The organism is Clostridium carboxidivorans P7 (genome assembly GCF_001038625.1).
Classification (GTDB): Bacteria; Bacillota; Clostridia; order Clostridiales; family Clostridiaceae; genus Clostridium_AM; species Clostridium_AM carboxidivorans.
On record NZ_CP011803.1, the window covers coordinates 4,642,724 to 4,655,483 of the forward strand.

At 29.9% G+C, this 12,760-nt stretch carries 14 protein-coding genes, 2 tRNA genes and 1 other RNA gene; all 17 read left to right on the forward strand.

The genetic code is table 11. The features are described 5' to 3' along the window. Positions 1-6: 6 nt before the first annotated feature. The 17 genes from Ccar_RS20875 (at position 7) to Ccar_RS20950 (ending at position 12,738) form a co-directional block, all read left to right on the forward strand. Positions 7-1,059 (forward strand): HlyD family secretion protein, encoded by a 1,053-nt coding sequence (locus tag Ccar_RS20875; RefSeq protein ID WP_007062875.1) that lies wholly within the window; start codon positions 7-9, stop codon positions 1,057-1,059. Between the two features lie 8 nt (positions 1,060-1,067). Next, entirely contained in the window at positions 1,068-2,222 is a 1,155-nt protein-coding gene (locus tag Ccar_RS20880; protein ID WP_157132487.1) for an ABC transporter permease, read from the forward strand. Further along, positions 2,222-3,457: an ABC transporter permease gene (locus Ccar_RS20885; protein ID WP_007062877.1), complete on the forward strand. Its 1,236-nt coding sequence runs from the start codon at positions 2,222-2,224 to the stop codon at positions 3,455-3,457. The genes Ccar_RS20880 and Ccar_RS20885 overlap by 1 nt, the downstream gene beginning before the upstream one ends. 519 nt (positions 3,458-3,976) lie before the next feature. Further along, complete coding sequence (locus tag Ccar_RS20890) at positions 3,977-4,423, forward strand: MarR family winged helix-turn-helix transcriptional regulator (RefSeq protein ID WP_007062878.1); 447 nt, start codon at positions 3,977-3,979, stop codon at positions 4,421-4,423. A gap of 137 nt (positions 4,424-4,560) precedes the next feature. Continuing rightward, positions 4,561-5,736: an SAM-dependent methyltransferase gene (locus Ccar_RS20895; protein WP_007062879.1), complete on the forward strand. Its 1,176-nt coding sequence runs from the start codon at positions 4,561-4,563 to the stop codon at positions 5,734-5,736. Positions 5,737-5,787: 51 nt separating this feature from the next. After that, entirely contained in the window at positions 5,788-6,225 is a 438-nt protein-coding gene (locus Ccar_RS20900) for a nucleoside deaminase (protein ID WP_007062880.1), read from the forward strand. Between the two features lie 3 nt (positions 6,226-6,228). Continuing rightward, positions 6,229-6,320 (forward strand) — tRNA-Ser (locus tag Ccar_RS20905). 219 nt (positions 6,321-6,539) lie between these two features. After that, positions 6,540-6,629: transfer RNA gene (locus Ccar_RS20910), tRNA-Ser, on the forward strand. Between the two features lie 11 nt (positions 6,630-6,640). Continuing rightward, positions 6,641-6,906: signal recognition particle sRNA large type (ffs, locus tag Ccar_RS26495), an RNA gene on the forward strand. A 116-nt stretch (positions 6,907-7,022) separates the two neighbouring features. Next, positions 7,023-8,648 carry a DNA polymerase III subunit gamma/tau gene (dnaX, locus tag Ccar_RS20915; protein WP_007062881.1) on the forward strand — a complete coding sequence of 542 codons (1,626 nt, stop codon included), beginning with the start codon at positions 7,023-7,025 and terminating at the stop codon, positions 8,646-8,648. A 56-nt stretch (positions 8,649-8,704) separates the two neighbouring features. Continuing rightward, complete coding sequence (locus Ccar_RS20920) at positions 8,705-9,046, forward strand: YbaB/EbfC family nucleoid-associated protein (protein WP_007062882.1); 342 nt, start codon at positions 8,705-8,707, stop codon at positions 9,044-9,046. 56 nt (positions 9,047-9,102) lie between these two features. Then, a complete protein-coding gene (gene recR / locus Ccar_RS20925) occupies positions 9,103-9,699 on the forward strand; it encodes a recombination mediator RecR (RefSeq protein WP_007062883.1) in 597 nt (198 codons plus the stop codon). A gap of 60 nt (positions 9,700-9,759) precedes the next feature. Continuing rightward, the gene (locus tag Ccar_RS20930) at positions 9,760-10,032 is read left to right on the forward strand and encodes a YaaL family protein (protein ID WP_007062884.1); all 273 of its coding nucleotides are present in this window, start codon (positions 9,760-9,762) and stop codon (positions 10,030-10,032) included. Between the two features lie 117 nt (positions 10,033-10,149). Then, positions 10,150-10,410 carry a pro-sigmaK processing inhibitor BofA family protein gene (locus tag Ccar_RS20935; protein ID WP_007062885.1) on the forward strand — a complete coding sequence of 87 codons (261 nt, stop codon included), beginning with the start codon at positions 10,150-10,152 and terminating at the stop codon, positions 10,408-10,410. Positions 10,411-10,589: 179 nt separating this feature from the next. Beyond that, complete coding sequence (gene sfsA / locus Ccar_RS20940; protein ID WP_007062886.1) at positions 10,590-11,282, forward strand: DNA/RNA nuclease SfsA; 693 nt, start codon at positions 10,590-10,592, stop codon at positions 11,280-11,282. Positions 11,283-11,397: 115 nt separating this feature from the next. Further along, complete coding sequence (locus Ccar_RS20945) at positions 11,398-11,946, forward strand: NAD(+) diphosphatase (protein ID WP_007065038.1); 549 nt, start codon at positions 11,398-11,400, stop codon at positions 11,944-11,946. Between the two features lie 105 nt (positions 11,947-12,051). Beyond that, positions 12,052-12,738, forward strand: coding sequence for a beta/alpha barrel domain-containing protein (locus Ccar_RS20950; RefSeq protein ID WP_007064327.1), 687 nt, complete (start codon positions 12,052-12,054; stop codon positions 12,736-12,738). Positions 12,739-12,760: the final 22 nt, after the last annotated feature.

Here is a 12,760-nt window from a genome sequence, read left to right on the forward strand (position 1 = left end):
ATTTATATGAAAAGAAAAAAAATTGCATTAGCATTAGCTCTAACAATTACAACAGGTTTATTTTCAGGATGTAGTAAGAATGTTGTTTTAACGGGAGATAAAATAGTAAAACAGCAAGGCGACCACTTAATTGTTCAAGGAAATGTAGAAACTAAAGAAGTAAATATAAATTCAAAAGTTGCAGGAAAAATAACAGCTATAAAGATAGCTGAAGGTGACAGCATAAAAAATGGACAGGTTTTAATAACTATAGATAATAGTACGTTAGTTGCAAAGGAAGCTCAATCAAAAGCTCAAATTGATGCAGCTACTGGACAAATGAAAGCAGCAGAAGCAGCAAAATCAGCAGCACAAGCACAACTTCAGAAGGCTCAAAATGGAGCAAGACCAGAGGAAATTGCTCAAGCTAAGTCTCAATATGATTTATCGAAATCTACGTATGATAGAGTAAATGGATTATACAGTAAAGGTTACGCAGCTAAAGAAGATTTAGATAAAGCTAAAACAGCTATGGATGTGTATGAAAAGCAATATGATGTTGCTAAAGATGGAGCAAGATCCGAAGATATAGCAGCATTACAAGCACAAGTAAGTCAAGCAGATGCAACAATACAAGGATATCAAGCCCAGATTAAACAAGCTGAAGGTGGACAAAGTGAAGTACAAACTTATATTGCTGATACAACAATCACAGCACCAGCAGATGGAATTGTAAATCAGTTAAATGTAGAGGTTGGTGAATTAGTATCTACAGGAATGCCTCTTCTAGTAATGACAAATACAACTGCACCTTGGATTGAGTGTAATGTAAAAGAAACAGATCTTTCAAAAGTTAAGTTAAATGGAGAAGTGTCTGTAAAACTTTCTAGTTATCCTAATCAACAATTTAAAGGTAAAATAGTTAGAATAAATAAGGATGCTGATTTTGCAGTTAAAAGGGCAACAAATGATAATGGGGAATTTGATGTACTATCCTATGGAGTTAAAGTTGAATTAATTGATATGAATAAACCACTTCATGCAGGAATGACAGCCTTTGTTGATTTTGGAAAGAAGTGATGATTATCATGAAAGAAAAAATATTAAGATTTAAGTACATGATAATTCCTATTTTAATGTTTCTTATACTTGGTATTGGAGGAGCTATTGTTTTAGCACTTGAATTTAGTGCTCATTCACTTAGCAAAATTCCAACTGTTATTGTAGATCATGATAACTCTTTATCAACTCAAGCTTTCATTAGGCAAATAAAGACAAATTCAAAATTTAATGTAGTTGCATATAGTCAGACTGATAATGATGTTAAAGATTTAATAGACAAAGGAAAAGTAGCTATAGGATTTATTATTCCTGAGCACTTTTCAAAAGATCTAACTGATGGGAAGAATCCCCAAATTATGGTTATTTATGATGGGGCGCAAATGGCTATGACTTCTTCTAGCAGAACAAGAGTTGCACAGATTCTTGGTACCATTAAATCAGCATATTTAATAGGTGTAGCAGAGGGAAAACTTGGATTAATGCCAGAAGTAGCTGCAAATTATATCAATCCAATACGTTATAATTCCAGAATTATAGGAAATCCTACTGAAAATATGTTTAATTTTTTCATTCCAGGATTTGCAATTAACACTATGCAAGTTGGGATGATTATAGTTGTAATTTTATTAATAAACAAAGGTAATAGCTATAAAAACATATGGATTAAAGGTATTATGGTTGGACTTTTGGCATCAATTTCAGTTTTTATTATTCTAGCAATTTATTGCAAATATTTTGGTCTGCCTTATAGGGGTTCTGTTGAAGCAGGAATTATGCTCACTATTCTCTTTTGTATCGGAATGACATTTGTGGGAATACTTTTAAGTATCTTGTTTAATAGAAACCAGATAGATGCAGTAGGTTTAGCAGGTCCAATAGCTATAAGTTTATTTTTGGTTGGATATACATTTCCGTCTGTAGCTATGCCTGATATTATTCCTATGATAGCTAAATATATTCCATTTTACTACTATGCTATACCTCTAAGGGATTTATCACTTATAGGTGGAAGTTTTCAAGATAACTTATCTAATATATTCTGGCTCACTAAATTTATGATTTTTATGTGGGTTACTACATTCCTTTTATATAAAATGAAAGAGGCTAAAAGACTTAGAAATATTAAAATAGACGAGAAAAATAGTATCATTAATGGTCAAGATGCAGAGGTGATAATATAATGAAAAGTTTTTTTAAAATATTAAAAGAAGAAAGAAGTCCCTTACTTAAGACTATTATACTTACTATTGTAGCAACACTTATTTTTGGTTATGCCATGTCTAACCCTTATATAGATAATATTCCATTTGGTATAGTTGATAAAGATAACTCAAATTTGTCAAGAACTGTTATACAACAGCTTAAAATTAATCCAGGTTTAAATGTTAATTATTATGCAGACTCAGATACTGAACTTGAAAAAGCAATAAAAGATCGTAGAGTAAATGGAGGTATAATAATACCTAAGCATTTTGAAAAAGATGTAAGTTTGGCAAAGTCACCTAGTGCTCTAATAGTAATAGATGGAACTAGTCTTCCTAAAGAAGCCAGTATTTTAGGATACGCTAGTCAGGTTTTAGGTACCATAAATGCTGGTGCTCAAATAAGCGTTCTTCAGGGAAATGGTATGGTTCCATACCAATCCAAACAAGCTGTTTTGAACTTTTCTTATGGTGAACGTATACTTTATGAGCCGCAAAGTAGTTATCTTAGATATTTAATTTATACTTTAATACCTTTAGTTAATCAAGGTTTTTTTGTACCAGTACTTTTAGTACCTGCTTTAATGAAAAAGAAAGAGCAATTTGCACATATTAAGATGTGTTCAAAAGAAGGTGTAAAAGCTGTAATTGGTCTTATAGGAAGAGTATTACTATATTCTACTATATGTATTATATTAATTTTCACTTGCTTATGTATTGTTGATAAATTATTCGGTGTACCTCTTCGTGGCGATATATTAATATATATTGTTTTAATGAGTTTATTCTTCATTAATCTTACAGCTATGGGATTAGTTTTTACATCATTTATGGATAACCTTGGACATTTTATACTATTGTTTAATTTGATAAATATACCTATATTTCTAACTTGTGGTATCATATTTCCAGATTATCTGCTGCCAACTGGAATGCCTGAGGCTCTCAATAGTTTATGGCCATTCAGGCATATGACTATGGGATTAAAAATGTTAAATTTAAAAGGATTAAGCTGGGATCTTATGCTTCCTTATTTAAAAAATGAGCTTAAGTTTGGTGCATTTTGGTTACCAATAGGACTTGCGATGTATTCAGCTAGAATTGCTTTTATGAAATATAAAAATAGCAAAATACCAAAGGAATATATTTCACAAGAAGATATAGTGGAAGAAAATATAATAAGAGAAGGTGCAGTACAAGAAGATGTAATATAGGTGTAAAGTTGTAAAAAAGTTTAAATTAATCTTCTAATATTATTAATATTTTAATAAATGCTATTAATGTTGTCTTTTTAAATATTAATTTACAAAGCGTAATTTAAAAAAATATGCTGTAGTTTTATGATTGAACTATAGCATATTTTTTTATATCTATTTATAGTATTTTTATTTACCTTGTACCTCGTTAAATAGAAATTCTATAAATAGAGAAAAGAATATAAAAAGTGTCAAATGAACAAAAAAGTATCTTAAGTGATAAGGAATATATTAAAATAATCAGAAAATAAAGCAGTTAATGTATTAAAATAACCAGTATAGTAGTGAATTTGCATAAAACTAGTATGGTTGATAAATAAGTACAAAGTACTATAATGAAATTAGTAAATATAAAAAAATGATTACCAGGGTGTAGGATTGTATTGTGGTACTGTTGTTTCAAAATACTTGCATAAACAAGTATTTTGAAATATACTTAAATGGTGATATATTACATATTTTAAAAGAGGTGGTTACTTGGAAATAAAAAACAATCCTGATATACAAAAGCTTGGTCAGGTTTTAAATATGAGTTTTAGGTTAATATCTAATCGTATAAGTTCAAAGTTTAAATCTTGTGGATATGATATAACTCCAGAACAATACACAATACTTACATACTTATATGAGCATGGTGAATTACAGCAAAATCAGATTTCTAAACTTACAACTAAGGATGAACCAAGTGTTTCTCGTATAATTAATAATATGATTAAGAATGATATTGTTAAAAAAGTACAACATCCAAATGATAGAAGGACGAACTTGATTTGTTTAACGGAAAAATCAAAGCAAATGAGACAAGCACTTCATAATGAGGCATTTACATTATTAGAAGAAGCATTGAAGGATATTCCTAAATCTGATATTGAAAATCTTTATGATGTATTGAATCGTATTATAAATAATTTGAATAGAGTTTGATATTATGCTTATAACAATTTTCTTATTAGACAGTTGCATAATAATATTTTATATAAATTTAATGATATAACTAATATATTTATCATATTAATTTAAATAGCGATGTTATATAAATAATTGAATTAGGAGGCAGTAGTATGAGTATTGACAAGATATTTTACAAAAATTTATTTAAAAACCTATTTTCAGATACTTGTGAAGTAAGGTTTTGGGATGGAGAAGTAGAAAAGTATGGGGAAGGTGAAAGTAAGTTTACCATAGTTTTTAATGAACACATTTCTAAAGCAGATATAATTAGAGATCCCTTTATTACATTTGGAGAAGGGTACATGACTAAAAAGTTAGATATAGAAGGAGATGTTCAAAAGGTTATCGAATCTTTGTATAATAATAAAGAAAGTTTTTTAAGTAATGGCAATAAATATATGGATTTAATTAAGAGAATGTCAAATACTATTAAAAATAGTAAGGAATATATTCAACATCATTATGATATTGGAAATGATTTTTACAAATTGTGGCTAGATAGTACAATGACTTATTCTTGTGGTTATTTTAAAGCTAATGATGATTCCTTAGAAACAGCTCAAAAAAATAAAGTTAGACATATTCTTAAAAAATTATGTTTAGAAGAAGGACAAACTTTACTTGATATAGGCTGTGGATGGGGAGAATTAATTATTACTGCAGCAAAACAGTATAAAGTAAAAGCTATGGGAATAACTTTGAGTTCAGAACAATTTGCTAAAGTTAATGAAAGAATAAAAGATGAAGGATTAGAAGATTTAGTTCAAGTTAAACTTACAGACTATAGGGAATTAGAAAATGTAAAATTTGATAGAATAGTCAGTGTGGGAATGGTAGAACATGTAGGAAAAGAACATATTGGAGAGTATTTTAATGCAGTAAATAATCTATTAAACGAAAAAGGTGTTTCTATGCTTCATTGTATTACAGCTATAGGTGAAGGTGGAACTAATACGTGGATAGACAAGCACATTTTCCCTGGTGGATATATACCTTCAGTTAAAGAATTGATTGATAATATGACAGATTATAAATTTTATTTAAATGACGTAGAAAGTCTTCGAAGACATTATGGAAGAACTTTGGAGTATTGGGCAAGAAACTTTGAAAATGCATTGCCTGAAATAAGAAAAACAAAGGATGAAACTTTTATAAGAATGTGGAGATTATACTTAGATGCTTGTGCAGCATCCTTTAATTGTGGTAATATTGATATTCATCAATTTTTATTTGTAAAAGGTGTGAATAATGAATTACCATGGACTAGAGAGTACATGTATGCGTAATCTTACATTATATTTAAATTGATAATTGAATTATTATTAGGGGTATGTTATATGAAAAATTTTATGAGAGAAGCTATAAAAGAAGCAGAAAAATCATTAGTTTTAGGAGAAGTACCTGTAGGAGTTGTTATAGTTAAAGACAATATTATAATAGCTAGAGCTCATAATTTAAGAGAAACTTTGCAGGATACATTAGCTCATGCAGAAATACTTGCTATAAAGGAAGCTTCACAGTATACTAATAATTGGAGATTAAGTGGATGTAGTATGTATGTTACTTTAGAGCCATGTCCAATGTGTGCAGGAGCTATACTTCAGTCTAGAATAAGCAATGTATATATAGGAACGTTTGAACCTAATACAGGAGCTTGTGGTTCTGTAATAAACATACTTCAAAATGATAATTTGAATCGGTGGACAAATGTTTACTGGAATTATGATGAAAAATGCAGTAATATACTAGAAGAGTTTTTTAGTAAAAAGAGGTAATATGGAGAGATGTCCGAGTGGTCGAAGGTGATTGACTCGAAATCAATTGTACGGTTAATACCGTACCGGGGGTTCAAATCCCCCTCTCTCCGCCAAAATAATAAAAATTGCCCAAAAGTCTTGAATTACTAGACTTTGGGCTTTTTCTTTACATATTATAATAAGTTTTGATAAAATACGAAATATAGGATATTAAAACTTTTAGCAAAAGTATTGAATTATACAAAAATTAATAGTATAATAATGCTTGTTCTGATAATGGTTTAAGTGTCTGAACATTGTAATTTAATATTTTTTATGAGTAAATCAATTATGGAGAGGTGTCCGAGTGGTTTAAGGAGCACGCCTGGAAAGCGTGTGTAGGGGAAACTCTACCGGGGGTTCGAATCCCCCTTTCTCCGCCATTTAATCTTTGTCGTGCTAGATGGGGAGATAGCGGTGCCCTGTAACCTGCAATCCGCTATAGCAGGATTGAATTCCTTGCTTAGGCTATAAAATGTGGGGTCTGGCCCATAAAAGTGGCGTTGAGAACTGGGTCCCACGCAACGAAAACTCATGAACCCCGTCAGGTCCGGAAGGAAGCAGCGGTAAGTGATCATTTTCGTGTGCCGTGGATAAACCTGGTTTGAGTTAACTGTATGGGTAACGCTCATATTTTATCAGACGAAGCAAGGTGCACGACTTTAATAATGACTTGAATAAAAGATACCATATGGTGTCTTTTTTTATTATATTAACTATTAAGTGTTTATTAATGTATAATATAGGTAGTTAGAAAGTTAGAAGAAGGTGATTTAATGGCTTATACTGCATTATATAGAGAATGGAGACCTAGAATTTTTGATGATGTAGTGGGACAGAAGCATATAACTGTTACATTAAAAAATCAAATAAGGAATAATAGAATAGCACATGCATATCTTTTTTCAGGCACAAGAGGTACAGGAAAAACCTCTACAGCTAAAATTTTAGCCAAAGCAGTGAATTGCACAGATTTGAGAGATGGAGAACCTTGTAATGAATGTGATATGTGTAAAAAGATAAATTCAGGAATTTCTATTGATGTTATAGAAATGGATGCAGCGTCTAAAAGACGTTTGGAGGATATCAAGGATGTTATAGAAAATGTAAAGTATCCGCCTCAAGAGGGTAAATATAAAGTATATATAATGGATGAAGTCCATATGTTAACTGCTGAAGCAGTAAATGCTTTTTTAAAAACATTAGAAGAACCACCTTCAAATGTTATATTTATACTTGCTACAACAGATCCACAAAAGCTTCCAGTTACTATACTTTCACGATGTCAGAAATTTGATTTTAGGAGAATAAAAAGTTCAGATATTTTTGGCAGGATGAGAGATATAGTTAAAGAACAAGGCATTTTTGCAGATGATAGAAGTTTAAATTTAATAGCTAGAATGAGTGATGGTGCTATGAGAGATGCCTTAAGTATATTAGATCAAGCAATATCCATGGGTGGTGGAAAGGTAGAATATGAATCAGTTGTAAGTATGCTTGGACTTGTTACTAATGAAAATATGATAAAACTTGCAGATAGTATAATAGATAAAAATGTAGAAGAGTCCATGAAAGTAATTGATGATATAGTTCTTAGTGGTAAGGATATTTATAACTTTATTAGAGATATGATTACCCATTTAAGAAATCTTTTAATGGTAAAGGTTTCTAAAGAACCTGAAGAAATTTTAGATATGTCTGAGGAAAATATAGAACTTTTGAAGGAACAATCTAAAAAAACGAAATCAGAAGAAATTATGAGAAATATAAGAATACTCCAAGATGCAGAAGAACAATCAAAATGGACAAAACAAAGTAGGATATATTTAGAACTGGCAGTAATAAAGATGTGTAAAATAGAGTATGATACTTCAAAAGAAGTTATACTTGCAAGGTTGAATAGACTAGAAGAAGCTATAAGAGAAGGAGAAATAAAGGTTTCTTATGAAAGGAATACTTCTAAAACAACAAAACATGAAGTGAAGAAAAACATAACTAAAAAGGATGTAGTTAAAGAAGCAGCACAACCTGTAATGGAACAAAATGTTTATTCAAAACTTACTGTGGATATAGTAAAAAGAAGTTGGAAGGACATATTAGAAGCTTTTAAAAGTAAACGACATATGGTTTTATTTGCAGCATTAACTACAGGTCAAGTTGATGCATGCGATAAAGGAATAATAACTATTGGATATGACAAAGATTATTCTTTCAATAAGGAACGATTAGAAAAAGATGAAAATAGAAAAATTGTAGAAGCTATATTTTCTGAAGTATTAAAAGAAAAAGTAAGAGTACAGTATCATATAGATTTTCAAAATATGAATGGTGTAAATGATTCACCAGAGCAAGTAATTAAGGATGCTTTTGGAGAAGATATAGTAGAAATAATTGATGAATAAACAAAAAAATATGGTATAATTGAAATTATGTAAAGTGAATTAAGGAGGAATTAATTATGGCAAAAGGTGGATTTCCTAATTTCGGTGGAGGAAACATGAATAACTTAATGAAGCAAGCACAAAAGCTTCAAAAGCAAATGGAAGATATGCAAAGTGATTTAAAAAACAAGGAGTTTGAAGCAACAGTTGGCGGTGGCGCAGTAGTTGCAGTAGCAAATGGTAAAAAAGAAATAATTGATATAAAAATAAAGCCTGAAGTTGTTGATCCTGATGATGTAGAAATGCTTCAAGATTTAGTTTTAAGTGCATGTAATGAAGCACTTAAAAAGGCAGAAGACGAAACTGCTTCAGAAATGAAAAAATTAACAGGTGGAATGAATATGCCAGGAATGTTCTAAAAAATATGGAAAACCCCATCTTTTAAAGATGGGGTTTTAAGTTGAGGTGAAAAAAGGTGGATTTTTATCCAATTGCAATAGAAAAGCTGATAGAAGAGTTTGCTAAACTACCAGGGATAGGGTATAAAACAGCACAAAGATTAACAATTCATGTTTTAAATTTACCTGGAGAAGAGGTTAAAGAATTTGCTGAAGCTTTAATTAAAGCTAGAGGAACAATAAAATATTGTTCTATATGTGGTAATTTTACAGACAGTGATCCTTGTGCAGTATGCTCTAATCCAAATAGAGACAAAAGTACTATATGTGTTGTAGAACAACCTAAAGATATTATAGCAATAGAAAAGGTTAAGGAGTTTAATGGAGTTTATCATGTGCTTCATGGAAACATATCTCCTATGGCTGGAAGAGGTCCTGAAGATATAAAGTTAAAAGAACTTATTAGAAGAATAAATGGAGAAGTAAAAGAAGTAATAGTAGCTACAAATCCAAATATTGAAGGAGAAGCTACTGCTATGTATATATCAAAAGTATTAAAGCCGTTAGAAGTTAAAGTAACTAGAATAGCACATGGTATTCCTGTAGGTGGAGATCTTGAATATGCAGATGAAGTAACTTTAGCTAAGGCTATAGAAGGAAGAAAAGAGATATAATGAATATTAAGTCTATTTTGTGTCAATTATTATAAGTACTACACAAAATAGGAGGTTTTTATGAATAGAAAAGAAATACTTGCACATATAACTGGAAAGAATATGTATACTGAAGAGCAAGAGAGATTATTGGATGCAATAGATAAAGCAAGAGAAGATTTAAAAAATGCAGTAGGATATTTTGAATTAGTTAATGATCCTAGACTTGTAGATTATGCTATATATATGGAAGAAGCGGCAAAAGCTAAATATGCTTATTTATTAAATGAAGCAAAAAAGAGTAATTTAAAAGTTATTTCCAGTGATATATTGCAAGAAGTAAAGGTAGGATAGTTAAAATAACAGAAATAAAAGTAAAGACTTTTTTAGTTTTTACTTTTCATTTTTGTTAATACTTTTATAATATAAGAATATAAATTTAGTAATAACAAAATTTTGGGGGAGGAAGTTATGGATTTTCAATATATAGGATATTTTTTAATTGCCATTTTAGGACTATACATATTAGTAAAAATATTTTCTTGGCCTTTAAAGATATTATTCAAATTAGTAATTAATGCAGTGCTGGGAGCTGTATTACTTATAATAGTTAATATAGTAGGGAGTTATTTTAATTTTTACATAGGAATTAATGCTATAACAGCACTTATTGCAGGATTTTTAGGAATACCAGGCGTTATATTTCTTATTATTTTTAAATTATTTTTATAAAGTTATTTAGCAGCTAAATTAGTAGAACACTATTAGTTTTAGTTGCTATTTTTATATGGACATGCATCTGAATAAAAAGTAATAAAATAAATTAATTCACAAAAAATAATAAAAAACAAAAGATTTGTGGATAAGTTTTAACAACGTGTGAATAAAATTTTAAAATTGGAGATGGTACATTGATTATAAAGAAAAATATTATAAAATCAGAGTTTATCAATAGACCTAATAGATTTCAAGCTTATGTAAAAATAAACGGGGTAGAGACTATGGTTCATGTTCCTAACACAGGAAGATGCAAAGAAATCCTGATACCAGGATGTACTGTAATACTTAGGCAAGAAGACAATCCTAATAGAAAAACGGCCTATGATTTAATAGCAGCATATAAAGGTGATGTATTAATAAACATAGATTCGCAAATACCAAATAAAGTAGTTGAAGAAGCATTAAATGATAAAAGAATAGAATTACTCAGTAAATATAATAAAGTGCAAAGAGAAAAAACTTTTGGTAATAGTAGATTTGATTTTAAACTTACAGATGAATTGGAAAATGAATGTTATGTTGAAGTTAAAGGAGTAACCTTAGAGGAGGATGGAAAGGTAATGTTTCCTGATGCACCTACAGAAAGAGGAAAGAAACATTTGTTAGAATTAGTAGAAGTAAAAAAGTGTAACAAAGATGCAGCAGTAATATTTCTAATTCAAATGGAAAATGTAAATTATTTTTCACCAAATGATACAATGGATAAAGCTTTTTCAGATGCCTTAAGATTTGCAGAAAAGAATGGAGTTCATGTAATGGCTTATAATTGTAAGGTTGGTGAAGACTTCATAACCTTATATAAATCCATACCAGTTAAACTTTAATTGGTATATTTTAATTGAATAGGTAACTATATAATTCTATAATATAATTATAAATAAAAGCGTAAATGGATGTTAAGTAAAGGAGGTGAAACTGCTCTTATAGGAGTGGTGTTGTATGAAATTTAAGTATTGCCCAATTTGTGGACGAGAGTTAGAAGAAAAATATAGTTGGGATGAGGGGGGAGTGCCTTATTGCCCAGTAGATAAAATTATGTATTTTGATACTCCTAAGCCTTGTATTATAGTTGCCATAATAAAAGAAGACAAAATATTATTATTAAAACAAAGCTATATATTTAAAAATTCTAAAGTGTTATTATCTGGATATGTTACTAATGGTGAAAATGTAGAAGAAACAGTTCATAGAGAAGTGTTTGAAGAAGCTGGACTTAAAATAAAAAATTTAAAATATTTAGGCAGCGAATGTGTAGAATCAAAAGAGATAATAATGCTTACGTTTATGGCGGAATATGACAGTGGGGAAATAAATAAATCTTCCGAAGTAGAATGGGTAGATTGGCATCATATTGAAGATGCTTTATGTGAAATGAGTGAAGATAAAATAGGTAGAGGTATAGTAAAAAAAGTATTAAAGGAAATAGGCTATAATGGAGAAAAAGCATATAGATGTGAAAATGATGACTGCAATAATGAAACGTTTTGATTAAAGTAATTATATAATTTGCATATGTAAATAATTATATGTTAATATAAGGTAATATAATATGATATAAATAGTAAGTTAATGGTGTGAAAAGGGGGGAATAGTATGACAAAACATATACCTGAAATTAAAGGTATATTAAGAAGACATATGATTGAAGTGCCTAATGTTATTAGAGAAGCAAGTGGGATAAGGATCTTTGGTAAAAGGCTGAAATCATTTTTATTTAGTACAGATGTTGCAGTTATAAAAAATACCAATGCAGATGCTGTTATTGCAGTATATCCATTTACACCTCAACCGTTAATAACTGAAGCGATTGTGTTGTCAACTGATATTCCTGTTTTTTGTGGTGTAGGTGGAGGAATTACTACAGGTAAAAGAGTGGTAAATTTAGCATTAGATGCTGAATTTAAAGGAGCCATGGGAATTGTAGTTAACAGTCCTACACCTAATGAAGTAATAATGCAAATGAGAGATACTATAGATATACCAATAGTGGTTTCTGTAGTATCAGAATATGAAGATATTTCAGCAAGAATAGAAGCAGGAGCTACTATTTTAAATGTATCGGGAGCTAAAAGGACTGCTTATATTGTAAAAAAGATACGTCAACGATACCCTGAGTTCCCTATAATAGCAACAGGTGGTCCAACAGAAGAAAGTATAAAACAAACCATTGAAGCTGGTGCTAATGCTATTACATTTACACCTCCTACTGCAGCGGAAATATTGAGTAAGATAATGGTTAGCTATAGGGAAAAGTATGCTAGAGAACAAAATGGTGAATAGAAAAATTATGATTTAAACATAT